The sequence below is a fragment of the Candidatus Poribacteria bacterium genome (assembly GCA_026706025.1).
GTDB lineage: Bacteria > Poribacteria > WGA-4E > WGA-4E > WGA-3G > WGA-3G.
Map to the genome: position 1 here is coordinate 131,574 of JAPOZO010000056.1, position 20,064 is coordinate 151,637.

Annotated in this window: 11 protein-coding genes; 8 read left to right on the forward strand and 3 right to left on the reverse strand. The window is 46.9% G+C overall.

The annotated features are described in order from the left end of the window. Positions 1 to 27: 27 nt before the first annotated feature. The 3 genes from lptC (OXH00_13200) to OXH00_13210 are packed head-to-tail and all read right to left on the reverse strand — an operon-like array spanning position 28 to position 2,351. Entirely contained in the window at positions 28 to 942 is a 915-nt protein-coding gene (gene lptC / locus OXH00_13200) for an LPS export ABC transporter periplasmic protein LptC (GenBank protein ID MCY3741965.1), read from the reverse strand. Further along, the gene (lptC, locus tag OXH00_13205; GenBank protein ID MCY3741966.1) at positions 908 to 1,549 is read right to left on the reverse strand and encodes an LPS export ABC transporter periplasmic protein LptC; all 642 of its coding nucleotides are present in this window, start codon (positions 1,547 to 1,549) and stop codon (positions 908 to 910) included. The genes lptC (OXH00_13200) and lptC (OXH00_13205) overlap by 35 nt, the downstream gene beginning before the upstream one ends. Then, the gene (locus tag OXH00_13210) at positions 1,479 to 2,351 is read right to left on the reverse strand and encodes a lysophospholipid acyltransferase family protein (protein MCY3741967.1); all 873 of its coding nucleotides are present in this window, start codon (positions 2,349 to 2,351) and stop codon (positions 1,479 to 1,481) included. Before OXH00_13210 ends, lptC (OXH00_13205) begins: the two co-directional genes overlap by 71 nt. 717 nt (positions 2,352 to 3,068) lie before the next feature. On the opposite strand from OXH00_13210, the gene OXH00_13215 reads away from it, so the two are divergent. The 8 genes from OXH00_13215 (at position 3,069) to OXH00_13250 (ending at position 20,025) form a co-directional block, all read left to right on the forward strand. Next, positions 3,069 to 4,388 carry an MATE family efflux transporter gene (locus OXH00_13215; GenBank protein MCY3741968.1) on the forward strand — a complete coding sequence of 440 codons (1,320 nt, stop codon included), beginning with the start codon at positions 3,069 to 3,071 and terminating at the stop codon, positions 4,386 to 4,388. Positions 4,389 to 4,765: 377 nt separating this feature from the next. Further along, positions 4,766 to 8,182: a hypothetical protein gene (locus OXH00_13220; protein MCY3741969.1), complete on the forward strand. Its 3,417-nt coding sequence runs from the start codon at positions 4,766 to 4,768 to the stop codon at positions 8,180 to 8,182. Positions 8,183 to 8,317: 135 nt separating this feature from the next. Then, on the forward strand, positions 8,318 to 9,169 hold the full coding sequence (locus OXH00_13225; protein ID MCY3741970.1) for a sugar phosphate isomerase/epimerase: 852 nt from the start codon (positions 8,318 to 8,320) through the stop codon (positions 9,167 to 9,169). Between the two features lie 32 nt (positions 9,170 to 9,201). After that, positions 9,202 to 12,180, forward strand: a complete 2,979-nt coding sequence (locus OXH00_13230) for a M28 family peptidase (GenBank protein MCY3741971.1) — start codon at positions 9,202 to 9,204, stop codon at positions 12,178 to 12,180. Positions 12,181 to 12,626: 446 nt separating this feature from the next. After that, positions 12,627 to 14,000: a WD40 repeat domain-containing protein gene (locus tag OXH00_13235; GenBank protein ID MCY3741972.1), complete on the forward strand. Its 1,374-nt coding sequence runs from the start codon at positions 12,627 to 12,629 to the stop codon at positions 13,998 to 14,000. Positions 14,001 to 14,017: 17 nt separating this feature from the next. Then, a complete protein-coding gene (locus tag OXH00_13240; protein ID MCY3741973.1) occupies positions 14,018 to 15,643 on the forward strand; it encodes a T9SS type A sorting domain-containing protein in 1,626 nt (541 codons plus the stop codon). A 240-nt stretch (positions 15,644 to 15,883) separates the two neighbouring features. Beyond that, entirely contained in the window at positions 15,884 to 18,637 is a 2,754-nt protein-coding gene (locus OXH00_13245) for a T9SS type A sorting domain-containing protein (protein ID MCY3741974.1), read from the forward strand. Positions 18,638 to 18,846: 209 nt separating this feature from the next. After that, positions 18,847 to 20,025, forward strand: a complete 1,179-nt coding sequence (locus tag OXH00_13250) for an ABC transporter substrate-binding protein (protein ID MCY3741975.1) — start codon at positions 18,847 to 18,849, stop codon at positions 20,023 to 20,025. Positions 20,026 to 20,064 lie beyond the last annotated feature (39 nt).

A 20,064-nucleotide genomic window follows, 5' to 3' on the forward strand; every position in this document is an offset into this window, starting at 1 on the left:
TCCTACTCTTATGATTAACTGAGCTGCTTAATCGTTTTCGGATGCATCCGTTTCAGTGTCAGCATCTGCGTCATCGGGGTTTTCAGTATCTGTATCCGTTTCTTCTTCGGGATCCGCATCTTCAGCATTTCCAGTATCCGCATCAGATTTCTGTTCCGCGTCCACATTATCCGTCTCAGCATCGGTGTCTTTTTTTTCTGCTTCAGCCTTAACTTCAGTTTTCTCAGGAGCAGTTACGGCAGTTTCTTCTTCGACAGTCTCCGCACCGCTTTCGGAATTCTCATCCGTTTCTGCGGTTACGGGTGCCGCTTGTGTAACGCTCACTTTGAATTTAACGCCACCTTCGCCAGTCTGTTTACCTGTCGTCCGATTGAAAGTGAAAAGCTTAGTTTCCAGTCTATCCTTGTTTTGTAAGACGACGACGTTTTCCTTGAGCGTAATGATATTCGTCAGGTTGTTCATGATAGCATGGTCACAGGTAGCGAAGATATCTTGATCTCGGATTTCTACATTGCCCTCAGCGATAATTTCTGTTGTTGTGTTAGTTTCAGGGTCACTTTTCATGGTAATTTTATCAGCGTTGAGAAACCCAATTTCAACACCTTGTGCGTTATACCGGACCGTCTTGGCATTGCCGATAAGGATCGTTATACCGTCTTTATCATATCTCTCCATTCTATCTGAGGTGCCGGTGATTTCTTCTTTCTCCGTTTCTACCAGAGCTCCCGTACTTTCAACAGGTGCAGCCTCTTGTCCGGTGTGCTCTGTTGTTTGCGTTTCCGAGCTCTCAATGGCTTCTGTTTCCTCCGCAGTAAGCGTTAGAGAAGCAAGGCAGACAAGGAATATTAGGCAACCGGCGTACCCACAAAAATTATAAAATTTGCGGAGCTGAGCTCTACGTTCACGCCTACTCTGGTTCAGTCGGGGTTTTATGATATTCATGTGCTTTCTCATCTTTAGGATAAAGTTTGAATCTATTATTTTTCATTTTTACAGTTTCAAGCGTCGGATTCGCTAACATTTCTGTTCCGACCCAGGTAGAATCTCCACGCACGACTGTGGCTTCATCGGGAGCATACAACCTACCTGCGAGGTTCTGCCAATGGAGTACCTCAGTAAACAGTTTGCCATCTTTACTGATCCCTACGACATTCCCTGTCAGGTGCAGACTGTCCTTCTTAGTGCCATTGAGAAATTGTTTACCTTTGTCGCTATTCAAGGTGATAGAAACAACACCCTCTTCAAAAATCTGTACAGTCGGATTTTCCACTTCAACATAACTTCCGTGGAATGTTGAAGCGTCCCCGATAAGCGTCCATTTGAGGACACCTGCCTCGGTGTGTTGCGTAGAAAACCTGTCAAGTTTCTGCGTTGGTACCGCTTCTACAGATTCATCGGGGGCACTGACTGGCGTTTCTGTGCTTTTACAGGACGTTACAAAGAGCAGTAGGGATGCAAAAAAACCTATGAAAATGCAGTTAATTCTGTGTCTTCCACCGTCGATGCATCCAAATCCATTGTGCCGGATATTGTCTGATATAGGATTCAATAATTTTCGTGAATTTCTGTGTATTGACAACAAGATCTTTCTCTTTCGTGCAGGTCCGTTGCAACGCCAAAGGTGGTTCAATGATTGCACGATGCGAACCATCGGATTGACGGACAATGAACGTTGGTAGTATTGCCGCGCCTGTTTTGAGGGCAATAGCAACCGGACTATACGGTGTGTAGGCGCGCCTGCCAAAAAAATCGACAAAAACGCCGCTGACAGTCGTATCAACATCGGCGACGATGCCAAGTAACTCATTGCGTCTAAGGCATTGAAGTGCTTGACGTATCCCTGTATCCCGATCAATAGTTGCATAACCGGCTTTTTCTCGGTAATGCGAGACCAAGGCGTTTAAACGCGGAGAACGCAACTCACGAACAATCGGAGTCAGCGGAGCAACTGTGGCAGAAATACTGGCGGCGAGAAGTTCCCAATTCCCGAAATGCCCTGTTAAAATAATCGCGCCTTTTCCTGCTGCGAGTGCCTGCTCCACATGTTCGATCCCTTCAAAACTAACGTATCGCTGGATTTGCTTGCGCCCCAAACGCGGAAACCGCATAAACTCTACGACAGTCTTGCCGAGATGTTGGAAGCACTGTTTAGCGATTGTTCTGGCACAGCATTCATCCGAGAATGTCAAACTACACCGTAGATGTTCGCACGCTAATTCTCTATATCGCGGTGCGATCCAAAATACAAGCGTTCCTAACCATCCGCCGATAGCGAGTGCTACGGGACGCGGTATCTGAGATACGCAAAATCCAAGCGATTTGGCGGCAAACGCATAGTACCAATCTTTCATTGTTAAATAGTATACTAAATTTCTTCCAAAATTACAAAGAAAAATATACCACAACACAAATCCTACCACGTATAGGCAGAATTTGTTACTTTGTTGTATTGGCGGATGATTCCCTTTATTTTTTGATGTCCTTACTATAATGGGAAGGTTGTAATGACCGGTAGCGCGACTGATTCAGGTGTTGTTTGATGGGATCTTCAAATCTTTGTTCTGTATATGTCGGCACGGTCTATACCTCGTTCAATAGATGAGGGTTGTTGCGGCATCATACTCCTTTGGATCTTGAAAAGTATAACATAGAAATACCGAAAAATCAACGCGATATAGCGAGATGCTGCGAAATGCTGCGAATTTTTCTGGGTTTTTTCAAAAAACATAACATATATTAAGTGTTAACACTGCGAAAAATACAACATAAAAAAAATGAAGTGCCAACGGTAATTCAGACCACAAAATCAGCAAAGTTAAGACAAGTTTTTTGCTCAAATTCTACAGGTGTCAAATGGTTTCCTAACGCCGAGTGAGGACGTTTCTATTTATACACTTGTAGGATAATCGGATACTCCTTTCGCTTAGATTGTTATTATATCACAATCTTGGTTTAGAGGGTGGCCCGAATTTCCGATGGCAGTACACCTTGCGTTGCAGCGGAATATCCCTTGATTTCCAGCATAATTTGCGGTAGACTCTAAGATTAGGAGTAGAACGGACATCTCTATGGATACCCCTGAAAACGTCAATAAAGAAATCTATCGCCTCGCGCTTCCGAATATCGTCAGCAATTTTTCTATCCCGCTTCTGGGTGCGGTGGATACCGCATTGATGGGACGGTTGGAATCCGAACACTATCTCGGTGCCGTTGGTATCGGTGGTATTATCTTCAGTTTTATTTATTGGGGGTTCGGGTTTCTCAGAATGGCGACGACAGGATTGACAGCGCAAGCCTTTGGCGAAAAAGACCTTCCCGAATGTGGGTGCTTGCTACTAAGAGCGATATGCATCGGAATCACGGCAAGTCTACTGCTTCTTATCTTCCAATGGCAGCTTGTGAATGTCAGTTTCCTGCTCATTGATACAAGTTCAGAAGTGGAACACCTTGCGCGAACCTATTTCCATATTCGCATCTATGCTGCCCCTGCGACGTTGTGCTTGCATGCGTTTCACGGTGTCTTTCTGGGGTTACAGAATGCCCGTTATCCAATGCTATTGACGATTGTGGTGAATCTTGTCAATATTGCTCTGAATCTGGTGTTTGTGCGGTTGTTCGGTATGAAGGTAGCGGGTGTTGCTTTGGCGACTGTCATTGCGCAGTATGTCGGATTGTTCTTAGCAGTTCTACTTTTTTCGAGATACTATCGAGGTCTTTTGAGAGCGTGGCGTTTCCGAGAGGTCTTGGCACTTTCCAGACTCAAGCGATTCCTTAACATTAGTGGTGACATCTTCATCAGAACCTGTTGTCTTGTGTTTAGCCATGCTGTTTTCACAGCGAAATCCGCCGTTTTGAGCGATACTTTTCTTGCTATCAACACAATCCTCCTTCAGTTTATCAATCTTTCATCCTACGCGATTGATGGGCTCGCTTTTGCAGCGGAAAGTCTGATCGGTAAGTACAAGGGGGCACAAGATATGCTGAATTTGAAACGAACAACGCGCCAGGTCTTCTTCTGGTCATTTCTGTTCGGTGGCGTAATTATGTTAATTTTCGTGTTATTTGGAGAGATGCTGCTACATCTCTTTACAAATCAGGTGCCGCTTATCAAGCAGGCAAAACCGTATCTTATCTGGATAATTGTCGCGCCTGTCGTCAACGTCGCTGCCTATATCTGGGATGGTATTTTTCTGGGAGCAACTGCTTCTAAGGCACTGCGGAATTCTGTAATTGTGTCAACACTCCTTTTTTTAAGTGCTGTCTACTTGCTCATGCCTTTTGGGAACCACGGCTTGTGGGGAGCATTAACATTGCTTCTGATTGCCCGCGGTGTGTCGCTAACAGTATTGGCACCGAAATACCTGTTTAAAGCAGCAGATTCTGAGTAGTCAGTCCTCAGAAATCGCTTGCCTTTCTCTGCCCGACTGGCGGGGTTGAATGAAGACAAGACTTACGCAAATTTAGCATACGGTGTGAGATTCTTTTATTCAGCTCACGTTAGGACATCTCTATAAATGCTGAAGAAATCCGCAGAAATCCGCAGAAACACCCTATCAAATACCCCTATCAAATACCCCAAGCAATACCCCAAGCAAAAACCCCCTACGGGACTGAAGCGGTTTTTGAAGTATTCAAGATTTTGTTTATTGTAAAGTTTTAACCACCTTGACTTAATAAATTGAATTAAGATATAATTGCCTTAGTAAGATTTTAGTAGTTTAATCCGGTTATTTCACTGAGGCGGAACTTGCGTTATAAATAAATTATGAACGCCTTAAAAGATATCCTTCAGCGTTGTCATCAACGACATAAAAAGCCGCTTCGCCAGCGAAAAACAAAGGTGACACCTGCGCTGTACAAAGGGTTCCCATATCATTTCACGGTCTATTGTGCTTGGCGATGCCCTGTGAGACTCTATGAACTCGAGCAGGCAGACATCTCTTTCATGCCTATAGGACGCGCACCTCAGCACGACCACGGTCCGCTGGATTTTGGCGGTGAACGGTTCTTGAGCCGACAACGTTTAAGTGATTGGAATAACTGGGTATGGCACAAATCATGGGGAATTCAAATCTATACCGGTACGCCTTCAGAGCACGATGGCGCGCAATGGCACGACATTGATTTTAAGTATGACGCGATTTGTGCTGCCCCGGATACTGTTCTTGCTTGTATTGAGGCACTCGTTAATTCTGTTGCGAATCCACTATTGACGCTGACAAAGTCTGGTGGGCTGCGTTTTTCTTTCAGAGTACAGGGTTATCTCCATCAAAATACTGATGAAGCGAAGCAGTATATCTATAAACACACACCGACGACAGAAAATCCATACCATCGCGATGTATATCTTGAGATTCTTGGCAATGAGGAATACAGTCTCTGGGATGGGCGCTATGAGATTCTGCTCGGAAATTTATTAGATCCGCCTATCATTACTAAAGAGGTACTCTTTGCCCCTATTGACGCCCTTCGCGCTGCGCTTCACGAATCTGCGCCGCCAACAGAAGGGGAGTTAGCACTGAGTCCCCGATCGGTACCTGTTGTGCCAACGTACTTCGGTTCGCACAACCTTAATCTTGCAAAAGAGGCGTTTTTGAAGCGCGAGTTTTCTTATGTCCAGCAGGAAAATAACGTTCACTACTGGAACCGCCCCGACAGCGACGTTGAAGATGGACGCGTTTTGTTATGGGAACAAGACGGGGTGGTGTGGATACGCGCATCGACATCTGATGAAGGACTACCGATGGAGGCGACACATATAACAGATGTCTGGGACGATACCGGTATTCTGCCATTGCTACCAGCTGCTGGACTACCTGTAACGGATAATGTGCGTGACGTGCGGGAAGGGAAACTCAGTCCATTGGCGATAAAGCGTCCGGATCCTATGCTGCATCAGCAGGGACGTGAAAATAAGGTTTACGGGACCCTTAAAAAGAACGCCGCTAAGATACAGCGTGTTTTCAATCGGGAGGTCCGAATTCTCGGACTTATTGCCGAGACAGGGGCAGGGAAAACCTACGCCGCGGCATCCTATGTCCTCAACGGCGGTGCGATCAGTTTCAGCGGAAAGTCCGTGGTAACAAAAAAAGCAGAACGCCGCTTTCAAAATCAAGACTTGCCATCGGTTGCCTACAGGCGAGCACGCGAATACTTGTGGGAACAAGTGAAAGAGATACCGGTTGAGGAACGGATGGCGACCCCTTTTCAACGCGGTAATATCTGTGAGGACCCGGAGCGGTGTTACGAGTTTGAAAGAAAGGGTGGGAATCCAGATGAAAGTATTTGTCCACAGTGTCCAGTTTATATAGAGTGTCAGCAGCGCGGCTATTTGTCGCAACCCGGCACACTGCAACGTGCCAAAGCACAAATATGTAACCCAATGCGACTGTTTTTGGATCCACAAAACTCAGAAACGGTGGAAAAAATGCTTGAGAAGACAGATGACACAGAGCGGCTCTGTATCATTGATGAAGCGTCAACGGATAGGCTATTTATTTCCTGTCGTATATTAAAAAACACATTGGAAGAGTGGCGTGTAGACTGGCGAGGAAGTGCCTTAGGGAACTTTGGGAATGCCCTATTAAACGCATTGGAAGTCAAAAGTGGATTTGATGGTAATGCTGTCGGTCGGATCCGCGCAGTGGTACAGGCATTTGAAGGGCAGAAAGAGACACTCATTCAACAGATGTGTCAAGTCAATGCAACGGGTAAAGTGGTGCCGCGTGAGTTTGTTGATGACGAAACGGGCGAAACTTTGGCGCGTTTTAGCATTGTGTTTGAAAACGAAGCTGCTGCTCACATTCCCTTAGATACAGACGCTGCAGATAAACTTGCGACAAAAGGGCTGCCTGTCTTTGAACTTGATACCTTCGCATTGAACGAGGATATGAAAATACCGATGTCAATGACACAAGCCGTTGCGTTGGGCGTTTTGGACACAGCAACCGTAACAAAAATCAAGACATTTCCGACAGTTTATAGGCATCCAAATTGGACGTTTTGGCATCAACTGAAGCGTTTCTTTGAACATTATCCACGGGATGCTGATGCCCCGTTGTTATGGTCTGACGAAGATATGCGGTTCTGGGTGCCACCGGTGTTGCCTCCGACGGTCAAGCGTCTTCTGTTCATGTCGTCAACGCTCTCCGAGCCGGATCTCTATCGGGCATTTCCGGGTGAAGAGATTGAAGTCCACCACATCAAATCGACAGCGTGGGTCGCCGGGAATCGAGTTTTTCAGATTCGCACAGGTATCTATCCACGACAAACAATTTTAAACTACGATACCGATTGGAGCGTTATGGGTATGTCTGAGACCGGACAGCGTTTTTTTCTTGGTATCCAAGCAGAAATTGAGAGTGACCCAAGCGTTAAGCATGCGATTATCACCAGCGGACCAGTAACACAGCATTTACAAAACATCGCAGCAAGGGAAAATGTCTGTTTTGTAACAGGTTTCAAAGAGATAGAGACATTAGAAGATACCGCTTTTGAAACGGCAGAAGTGGTTTGGATAGTTGGGGTCCCGTTCTGGTCACCAGGTCTCACTTGGCGGCAATCACAGATTTTGTTTGGCAACGACGAAAAACCGCTCTGTTATGATGGAGAAGCGGAATTTGGGAACTACAAAGACGAGCGCATCCAAGATGTTTATGAACGGAGTGCTGCCGGTTTATTTACACAGATTGTCGGTCGAGTCGGATTGAACCGTTTACCGAACAAGACGGTGGTGCTGCTTTCGAGCATGCCATTGCCCGACATCACCAATAGACCCGAAACCCTCCTTTTTGACTGGGAGGACTTTGAGGTTGCTGGCGGGCTGGGCAAACTCCCTGAGGTAATAGCCGAACGCGAGCACTTTGAAACAGAACGCGACAACCTCACTGCGGAATCTGGTCGCGAAGAAGTGGAACAGGTCATGGGAGTCTCCAGCAGTCAGGCGAACCGTATTTTGATGAAGCTCAGAGGCGGTAAACGCCTTCGTGCCCCGTTCCGGGACCAGATTTTCTCGCTGCTTTCCGGCGGTGAGAAAAAAACAGCAGAACTCATTGATGCGATTGACGGACATCCGGGTTCCATCAAAAATGAACTTAAGCGTCTTGTAGATTCTGGTGAAATCGTGAAGGTTCGGCGGAGTATGTATGCGCTGCCGCCTTCGTCTGACTCGAAAAAAAAGTAATCCCATCGTAAAATCACTTCGGACCCATCTTCCGCATTATTATCAGATTGATAACTCTCCGAAAAAACTTGAAAACGCTTTCCAATTCGTGCTAAACTGAAAGATTATTACACGCTATAAGGAGAACAATACACAATGCCAAAGTTTGGTGTAAATTTATTACTCTGGGCAGATAAGTTTGATCGAGAAACTGCAGATCTGATTCCGAAAGTTGCTGAAATGGGTTTTGATGGTGTCGAAATCCCTATCTTTGACCCAGATACAGTGGACATCCCTTATACCCAAGCACTACTGAAGGATACCGGTTTAGAGACCATCGGGTGTAACATCATGGGTGGGGATAGGAATCCGATTGACGAGGACCCTACTATTCGAGAAAACGCAAAAACCTATCTTAAACGCACAATCGAGATCGTTGCTGAATTGGGTGCCGATACGCTCGTTGGACCGATGTATAGTGCTGTGGGTAAACTCGTTGGACGCGCCAGAAACGAACAGGAATGGGACTGGTGCGTTGAAGGTATACGAGAGGTCGCTGAATTCGGCGGAAAGCACGGTGTCACCCTGGCGAGCGAACCGCTCAATCGGTTTGAAACCTACTTCGTCAACATCGCCGAAGATGCTGTTAAACTTTGTAAAGCGGTGGATAGCCCGTATTTCAAGGTACATCTGGACACGTTCCACATGAACATTGAAGAAAAGAATCAGGCAGATGCTATTATTGCGACGGGTGATTATTTGCATCACATGCACTGTTGTGAAAATGATCGCGGCACTCCGGGCACAGGGCTCGTAGATTGGGATGGCGTTTTTGGCGCATTGGCAAAGGTTAACTATGACAGATGGCTCGTGATTGAATCGTTTACGCCTGCTGTCAAGGAAATCGCCGCTGCGACGTGTATCTGGCGCGACATCGCGCCGAGTGCCGAAAGCCTCGCGATAGACGGTCTCGCCTTCCTTAAACAGAAAGCAGCTCAGCATCTGTAAAACAGTAAACCATTCAAGAAGGAGGGATGGAGATGCGTTGCATCAAATTGATTGGGCTGTTCTGCACAATATTCTTTGCTATTCTCGTAACAGACGATGTTGTGGCACAGCGGACAACGCCAGAAGAAACAGAGGCTAATAATCCTGTTGAGAAGACACGATTTCTTAGCAATATCCGACAACTCACTTATGACGGGAAGCGCGCTGGGGAAGGCTATTTCTCTGAAGACGGCAACGCCCTCATCTTCCAAAGTGAACGTGAACCGGATAATCCGTTCTATCAGATTTATCTGCTAAATCTGCTGACAGGTGATACGCATCGCGTCTCAACCGGTATCGGGAAAACAACTTGTGCCTTCTTCCGACCGGGGACCGATGAGGTGCTTTATGCCTCAACACACCACGACGCTTTCGCGAAAGCAAAACAGGAAGAAGAATTGCAGTTCCGAGCATCTGGGCAAGAGCGTCGCTACAGTTGGGATTACGATGAAGCGATGGACATTTTCTCGGCGAATCGGGATGGTAGCAACCTGAAACAATTAACCGATGCTCCCGGTTACGACGCTGAAGCCTCCTATTCGCCGGATGGCAAGCGCATTGTTTTCTGTTCACTTCGAGACGCATATCCTAAAGATCAGCTCTCTCCGAAGGATCTGAAGCAACTTGAAGTTGACCCCGCCTATTTCGGTGAAATCTATATCATGAATGCCGATGGGTCAGATCAGGCCCGCTTGACAGATTCACCGGGATACGATGGTGGTCCCTTTTTTACACCTGATGGGCGGCACATCGTCTGGCGGCACTTCACCCCCGACGGCAGCCAAGCGGACATCTACACGATGCAGATAGATGGCTCAAATGTGCGCCGACTCACCGATTTCAAGAGTATGTCATGGGCACCCTATTTCCATCCGAGTGGTGCTTACGTGATTTTCGCTTCCAACAAACTCGGATTTTCCAATTTTGAGTTATATCTCGTTGATGGCAGAGGTAGACATGAACCGGTTCGCGTTACCGCAACTGATGGTTTTGATGGACTTCCTGTCTTTTCTCCGGATGGCAACCGCTTGTGCTGGACCTCAAATCGAAACAGTCAAGGGGTTTCGCAACTTTATATCGCGGAGTGGAACCACCAAGCCGCGCTGGAGGCAGTATTAGAGGCATTCGCAGCACCGAGCGTTGATACCTCTATCCTGCAGTTCAAGAACGACCCAGCGGTTTACATCTACCCAGGGCAAACCGGAATTAGCATTCAGCGTCACATAGAAATTCTCGCGTCTGACGAATTGGAAGGTAGAATGACCGGCTCCAAGGGTGCAGAATTGGCAGCCAAGCACATCGCAGCCCAATTCGCACACCTCAATCTCAATCCTATCGGTGATGAGGCGACCTACTTTCAAGCGTTTGAATTCACCGCGGGGAGACGGATTATAGCCGAGGAGAACCGCTTTCATATGACACGCCAGATGCACGGTTCCGAGCAAGTGATGGAATTCAGTGTGGAACGCGATTTCCAACCGCTCTCTTTCTCGCGGAACGGTGTCGTTGAGGGTGAAGTGGTTTTTGTCGGGTATGGCTTAACCGTTCCCGGCAAGTTAGGTGAAGGTTATGATGCTTATGCGGGTTTGGACGTGAAAGACAAAATAGTTGTCGCGCTTCGCTATGTGCCTGAAGGCGTTGAACCTGAACGCCGCCAGCAATTGAATCGGTATGCTGGACTCCGATACAAAGCGATGCAAGCACGGGAACAGGGAGCAAAGGCGTTTCTTGTTGCTGCCGGTCCGAATTCCCCGAATGCAGGCAAGTTAATTCCGCTTGACTTCGATAGCAGCCTCGCCGATTCTGGAATTGTCGCCGCATCCATAAGCGATACTGTGGCAAATGCACTCTTCGCACCCTCTGGTAAAAATCTGAAAGATGTTCAATCTGGACTGGATACGGAAAATCCGCACTTTCTCGGACAATTTCCGTTGCCCGGTGTCAAAGTCAAAATCGTGGTTTCGGTTGAGAAAGTTAAGAAAACCGATCAAAATGTCGTTGCACTGCTGCCACCCCCGGAATTAACAGACGACACTGAGTATGTTATTGTCGGTGCACACTACGACCATATCGGGCATGGTGAAATCGGTTCGCTCGCCCGGAAGGATGAAGAAGGACAGATTCACAACGGTGCGGATGACAACGCCTCTGGAACTGCTGTTGTCTTAGACTTGGCAAGAACCCTCAGCGAAGCTTATCAAAAACAGCCTGAAAACATTCGCAGAGGGATCATCTTCACGCTCTGGTCGGGTGAGGAACTTGGGCTTATCGGCTCTACGCACTTTGTCAACGATCCTGTCGTTCCTTTAGAAAAGGTGGCGGCATACATCAACTTTGATATGGTCGGACGGCTCCGTGAAAATAAACTTATCTTGCAAGGCGTGGGTTCATCGTCTGTATGGACGAAACTGATTGAAAAGCGGAACATCCCCATCGGTTTTAATCTAACGCTTCAAGAAGATCCTTATCTGCCAACGGATGTGACTGCCTTTTATCCGAAAGAGGTACCGGTACTCAGTTTTTTCACGGGTGGACACGAGGACTATAATCGCCCTACGGACGACCCAGAGACGCTCAACTATACTGGCATAGAACGGATCGCGCGTTTGGCACACGGCATCGTTTCAGACTTAATCAGTGCTGATGAACGTCCGGCGTACGTCCGAGTAGAACGGAGTCAGTCAGAGGAAGGGAGTCGTGATACGCTCCGTGCATATCTTGGGACGATCCCCGACTATACTACGGAAGGCACGGGGGTCAAACTTTCCGGTGTCCGTGCGGAAGGTCCCGCCGATAAAGCCGGTTTAAAGGGCGGTGATGTTATCGTCGAATTTGGTGGGCAAAAAATTACCAATATCTACGACTACACTTATGCGCTTGATGCCGTGAAGATTGGTGAACCTGTCGAAGTTGTTGTGCTACGAGAGGGAAAACGCGTAAAACTGACAGTTACACCTGAAGCGCGGAATTAAGTTAGGACTTACGCATTTTTTCATGAGTTCCTACATAGTAATCCAAGTTGCTACTAACGGATTTTGAGCGTTTCAACATGGTTTTTCAGACATTTTCCCCACCCCAGAGGGGTGATATGTCTATAGAAAAGGGTATATCAACGTCTTGCACTCCAGCGGAGTGCTATGTAAGTAAATAGGTGGCAACTTGGGTTATATAGTACGCACAATAGGCGAGGTTACATAGAGTTTAAGAATTTAATAAGGTATTTTTCACCCAACTTGCTACCTATATGATTTTAGACCCCACGGATACCGTTTTTCAGCAAGCAGCATTCATTTTTGCGAAAAATTCGGAGTGTCCTGTGTTATTTTCGGTGCGAAGAAGCACAACCTAACAGGTTTGCGGCGTACACGCCCAGATGCGACCTGCATCATGCTACAAGGTGGCAACTTAGGTTATTGTTATGAAACTCAAAGTGTTTTTCAGTCTGATGTTGTTAATGTTGTCAACGTTTCTATATGTATCTGACACAATTGCTGAATTTGCTCCCTACACGCAATGGAATCTCCCTGAAGGTGCGAAAGCACGGCTCGGTAAAGGCGGAATAAATGATATAACGTGCTCACCAGATGGGGCGTTGCTTGCTGTGGCGAGTCAGATCGGTATATGGATTTATGATGTACAGACACGCGAAGCACTTGCCCTGCTCACTGGGCATATCGGGTCGGTAGAGCGTATAGCGTTCAGTCCGGATGGCAAAACACTCGCCAGTGGGGGTGATGATAATACCGTGCGGCTATGGGGTGTAGAGACACAGACAGAAATCGGCACACTTGAGGGACATACCGGGGGACCAAATAGTCTATTTTTCAGTCCGGATGGACGCAGCCTCGCAAGTCGGGATGATGATAAAACCCTGCGTTTATGGGATGTGGAGACACAGACGCAAGTACACGCATTTGAAGGACATACCGGGACGGTAGAGAGTGTATCGTTTAGTCCGGATGGAAAAATGATCGCCAGTGGGGGTCAGGACAACAGTGTGCGTTTATGGGATGTGTCTAACCGAACAGAAATAGGCAGACTTGAAGGGCATACCGAATATGTTAGTAGTGTTGTTTTCAGTCCGGATGGCAAAAAAATTGTAAGTGGGAGTCATGATGGCACGGTGCGTTTGTGGGATATGGAGACACAGACAGAAATAGGAACCCTTGAAGGGCATATCTGGCCTGTCAGTAGTGTTGTTTTCAGTCCGGATGGCAAAACAATCGCAAGTGGGAGTAATAACAATATTAACAACATCGTGCGTTATGCTGGCAACACCGTGCGTTATGACAGTCCCGTGCGTATATGGGATGTGGAGACACAGACAGAAATAGGCGTGCTTGAGGGGAGTTCCGTATCGTTCTCAAGGGTATCGTTCAGTCCGGATGGCAAAACAATCGCAAGGATGTATAGTTGGGCGGGCTACAGCGTGGAGTTATGGGATGTGGATACGCAGAAAAGAAAACAGGGATTTTCTAACGATGAAATCTTTGTCCTTCGCGTCTTAGAATATACGATGTGGGAAGTCTTGTGGGTTGTTGCTGCGCAAGGAAAAAATATACACACCATACTTAACGGACATACCGCTGCTGTCAATAGTGTCGCGTTCAGTCCGGATGGCAAAACAATCGCAGCAAGCGTCGGTGATCTCCACTCCAGATATCAGGGGTCTTACTTCATTCGTATGTGGGATGTTGCTATGCTGATGGAAATAGACATACTTGATCGTTGGGGCGCAGAAGTTTTGGTAACAAAAATGTCGCGTTCAGTCCGGATGACAAAACAATCTTAAGTAGGTGTGAGCAGTCGGTGATATGTTTGCGGGATGCTGCGACGTACACAGAAATACGCAGACTTGAGATACCGGGCCACTGGGCCAATATTGCTGTTTTCAGTCCGGATGGACACACGCTCGCAACTCTACAAACTATTTATAACGGAAGCGCATTTGTGCGTTTGTGGGATGTGGATACGGATACGGCAATAGGCATACTTTGGGGAGGACATATCGGGGGAGTCAAAAGTTTATCTTTCAGTCCGGATGGACGCATTCTCGCAACTGCAGGGAGTGTTGATGCCACGGTGCGTTTGTGGGATGTGGAGACACAGACAGAAATAGCGATACTTCGAGGACATGCCGGGTGGGTCAAGGGTGTCTCGTTCAGCCCGGACGGCAAAACAATCGTCAGTGGGAGTCATGACCGCACCGTGCGTTTATGGGATGTGTCCACGCGAACAGAAATAGGCACGCTTGAGGGGCATACCGCTGCTGTCAATAGTGTATCCTTCCATCCAGATGGCAAAACAATCGTCAGTGGGGATCAGCATGGCACGGTGCGTTTATGGGATGTTGGGACGCTGACAGGAAAGGGCACACTTAAGGGACATACCACTGCTGTCAATAGTGTCGCGTTTTCTCCGAGTGGCAAAACAGTCGCAAGTGGCGGTGATGACGGCACGGTGTTGTTGTGGCACATCACATCCGCTGACCATAGCAATACACAGGTTGACGCGACAGCACTGCTGCTGGGTGGATCCCTCACAGCAAAGATAGACCCCGGCAATGATGTGGATTACTTCAGTGTCCCAATAGAGGTGCGGGGGCAACTCACACTTTGGATGACAACGACAGGTGCCCTTGGGACGATAGGCACATTGCAAAATAGTGATGGCACCACACTCGCAGCGACTGCTGATGAAAACGGGGATGACACCTTAAATTTCAGGATACAACAGGTTGTAGAACCGGGGACATATTACATCAAAGTCGAAAGTGATACGCAAAAGACTGGCGACTATACGCTTTACGCGGCGTTTATGCCTGCAACAGATGTCAACGCTGATGGTGTCGTGGATGTGTTAGATTTGATGATCGTCGCTGAGAACTTTGGTAGGGTTGAGCCCCCCCTGACAGGAGATGTCAACGGCGACGGTGAAGTGAACCGTGAAGACATCAACGCAGTTTTAGACGCACTTGAGGCCGCTATCGCCGCCGCACCTGCTGCTGTATCCAAAACCGAAAGCCTCCTACGATGGATTGACCGAGCCAAGCAACTTAACCCGACAGACGCACGCTTTCAAAAAGGAATTGCTGTGCTTCAAAATCTCCTAACGACGCTAATAGATACAGAGACGGTGCCGAAAGCAACGGCACTCTTGGCAAACTATCCAAACCCGTTCAATCCTGAGACGTGGATACCTTATCAACTGGCAAAGTCCACAGATGTAACGCTGAGGATTTATGCTGCGGATGGTAGGTTAGTTCGGCTGCTGGACTTGGGACATCAAGATATTGGTATGTATCATAGCCGAAGTCGTGCGGCGTATTGGGATGGTAGAAATATGATGGGTGAATCTGTGGCAAGTGGTCTGTATTTCTATACGCTCACCGCAGGCGAGTTTACCGCAACGCGGAAGCTATTGATACGCAAGTAAGTTTATTGCCATATCGTTTATAATAACCCAAGTTGCCAGTTGTTTATAGACATAGCACCCCTACGGGGTGCGGTCGCTTGCATATATCGTTTTCTATAGACATATTACCCCTACGGGGTGAAGAAAGTGTCCGAAAAACTGTGTTACAATACGCAGAAATACCCAAGCAAAAACCCCAAAATCCGTTGGTAGCAACTTGGGTTATAATAACCAACTTGATAATTACTGAGGAACAGTTCCATGTGTGAAGCTCTGGTAAGACAGCAAAGGTTCGTCCTTTATCTGATCGCTCTTTTCTTAATGAGCCTATTTTCAGGGCAGGCGATTGCGGAATGGGAAACGACGACATATCACTGGGAAATAGGTGAAGAACCTTCAGGACAAGAAACTGTCTTTGTTCCGCAACCGGTAGAGGTGGAGATCGAAAATACAGGTATAAACGCATTCTTAACAAGCAGTGCGAGTTACACACTCGCACGGAGATACCAAGTGTATTTGTCGCCTGAATGGGATGAGGATAAAACCTATCTTCTTCTGCAGGCATTACAAGATATGGCAGAAGGGTATGGGAGTCATTCTCCCCCTTGGAGACGGAACCCGAGTTATTGGGTATTGAGTGATGTGCATGTGGCAGAAGACATTGATCTGGGGCCCGATGTGGCAGTCGCACAAGGGAGTCTTCGGACGATAACAATTGCATCAGAGGCGTTCACGCATGCACATCCGTTTGTCGCAAAAATAGATGGCATTCAAGGACGATATTTTTCCAAGCGACTTTGGCGAGCCGCCCTCAGATTTGCGACATACATACCAGGAGAAGGCATCCAACACCGTGCGATAGACAACATGCTACAGAGATACTATGGTGTTACGGTGCATGTCCCCGACTACGAAGTCTTAACGGGTGAACCGGCACATAACTTTAGCACATTTACCTATGAAGAAATCATAGGTATCATGATAATGTTTGAAGAATACCCATCCGGCATGCATGTAACGCCAGGATTGAAATATCTTATCAGACGGGCACCAGACCCCTTTGTTAAATACACCGCACGCGCAAATACCGGGAAAGGCTTTATAGAGTTTACCGAAAAAGCTTTTGAAGATGGAATCACGCACGAAACACAGCGGATCATTCTCCATGAAAAAGCACACTTCTTGTGGGATTATCTATTTGACAGGCAACTCAAAACAGACTGGATAAAACTCGGCGAGTGGTTTTATGACGGTGAAAGGTGGATGACAACGAATCAGACCGAGTTTGTCTCCGACTACGCACATGGCGAAAATCCAAATGAAGATATGGCAGAAAGCATCGCTTACTATATCGTCACCCCGGATAAACTCAGGTCCAGATCGCCTGCCAAGTATGAATTCATACAGAACAGGGTTATGCACGGCACACGCTATATTTCTACGATACGCGAAGACCTCACCTTTGTCGTCTATAACTTATATCCCGATTATGTCTACCCCGGAGAAGTCGTCCGGGTTGATGTGACAGTGGAAGGTGATTCAGAAGGAAAAGGGTCTAAACAAGTTACTGTAGAAATAGAAACCCATACAGAAAACGAATTGGACTACTCAACAGGTGGATATGTGTATTTTAAATTGTTAGATAGAGATCGAAATCGAAATGGTCCCGATTACTTCGCTGTCCGATTACGCCCTGTAGGTGCAAAACAGAGCAATATATTGCGCGGAAACAAATATGTTCCTTCGTATTATGCTAAAGGGGATTACACAATAACACAAGTGGCGACATACGATGTCAATAGGCTCACAAGATACAATTCGGGTGGCTTCGGCTTGCAAATCTATATCAATAACAGAGACGAAGACCAAGACTCATCCCCCCCTGAATATGTGCCGAATTCCGCAAAGTTGTCCATATCAGACGCATACACCGAAAGAAACGAGCATTTCTACGCTGTCACTGCAACCTGGCAAGTCAAAGAGGATAGGACACTCTCCGGGTCTACTTATATAGAACCAAAAGAAGAAGAACAGGACTTTAGACGTGGGGTCTACTATTACCTACAACCATACAACAGATGGTCGGGTGGTGGGCGTTTGGTGGATGCTCGTGCAATCAGGTGGGAGGGAGATATTTGGACATTAAAATCAACTTTTTACATCCCACATTATATGCCCGGTGGGGTGTATGAATTAAAACGCCTCTACTTTAAGGATGAAATAAACCGTGAGAGTGCTTGGTTACCTGATATTGATGATCAGATGCGAAAAGTAACAATAGAAACGAAGCACCCGGATATGACACCACCTACACTCGATGTTAACAGGATCACTGTGGATGCCGAACCCGCAAATCCGGCAAATCCGAATGGTGAGACGTTCGTCACAGTCACGTATTATGTCAAAGACGATATTAGTGGGTTTGAAGGAGGGCATATCGCTATCAGAGACCCGTTAGGCGGGGAAAGAAGTTATGGTTTTCAGGGACCCTACAGTTATAACCAAACAAAGGAAATCTATTTTCAAGATGCCCCCAATGTTTATCGAAAATATACGAGTTTTATCCACTTGCCGGAAGGCAGTTTTCCCGGTGTTTGGGGCGTTATCGGAATATCGGTTACGGACAAAGCAAGGAATAACATTTACCATGATTTTACCGAAATCACGCGCTTTGAAGTGGAAGAAGGAGCTGCTGCAGCCCCTGTAATTGCCGTACTTCCTGACAACACGCAACTTCTCGCAAATTATCCCAATCCGTTCAACCCAGAAACCTGGATACCGTATCACTTAGCAGATGCTGCAGACGTTACCTTGACGATCTATGCGGTAGATGGTAAACCTGTTCGGACTTTAGCCCTTGGACAGCAACCAGGGGGTATGTATCAAAGCAAAGGTCGTGCTGCATATTGGGATGGCAGAAACGAACATAATGAACTGGTTGCCAGTGGTCTTTATTTCTATACGTTGACGGCAGGGGACTTTTCGGAAACACGGAAGATGTTGATAAGAAAATAGTATCAAATGACCATAAGATAGCTGGAATGCTGATGTTTATTAGCTTCCCAGTAATAGAAGATTGAACAGGCTAACAGCCTATTCTACAATTAAGTAAACCCTTTTCCTTTTAACAGAAAGCGGTACGTAAAGTCAAGGTCCTTCGTCCGTTTATCAAAGCGTGTTTTATTATTTTTCGATGTTACTATAATCCATTAAAGGAGCATTTTATGAACGCGAAAGTTTTTAGGTTAATGCTATGCGTATTCCTTTCGCTCTCAGTTGCGTTATTGTCTGGGTGTGAACGGATACGCGATATGGGGATGACTGATGAAATGGTCACTCCGTCTGATGAAACGACTATGCCCACACTTAAAGTGGGTCTAATTCACCCACAACCCAATTATACCAGTTTTGGCAAAGGGGCTGAACTTGCTCGCGGTGAAATCAACGCAGCGGGCGGTGTCCTCGGTATGCAGGTGGAATTCGTCTATAAAGAGGAAGTCACAGCCACCGTCGCTCAGGATGCCGCAGCATTGGCTGAATCGGAAGGTGTTGTTGCGATATTGGGTCCCCTGTTTTCGAGCCATGCTGTGAAAGTTGGGCCCGTCATCAATATCCCGGTACTCCTCGGCGCAACACGGGCAGAGGTGACGGCAGACGCGACGGACCCAAACGATTTTATGTTTCTCATTGCAGGTTCCAATGTGCTACAGGCGGAACTTCTGGCAAAAGTCGTTGTAAATCAGCTTGATAAGAAAACCGCTGCAATGATTTGGCAAAACATGGATGTGTATTCTGAAGGTTTTGTGCAATCATTTAAGGCAAGTTTTGAAAAACTTGGCGGGAGCGTGGTTGTCGAGCAAACCTATGAGAGTGGGGCGATGATGTTTACTGAACAACTGACTGCAGTTAAAGATGCAGCCCCTGATGTCCTTCTTCTCGCCAGTTTTCCACCAGCGAACCCACATATAATGAAAGAAGCACGGGACATGGGAATTGAATCTACCTTTATCGGTAGCGATGGTTGGGACGATCCGCTGATGTCTACGACTCTGGCGGATAATGAACCTGTTGACGGTTACTATTGTACCAACTTAGATCCGGATGCTGTAGATTTTAATGCTGCTTATATGGCGAAATACGGCTCTGTTGACGGCATTGCAGCAGCAGATTATGATGCCCTGAGAATTTTGAAAATAGCAATCGAGACAGTGGGATCAACCGATGATCCGGGTGCGATTCGAGATGCGATCGTTGGCATCACAAATTACGAAGGCGCGACGACTATCTCTCATTTTGATGAGAACCGTAATCCGGTTAAAAGTGTCGGGGTACGACAAATTCTGAATGGAATGCCGCAGGCTGACATCATTGAGGCAACGCCAGAGGATGGTGCAACTGAATAGTTACAAACGTTTCAAAGGCAGTTGTATTTCAAAAGTGGA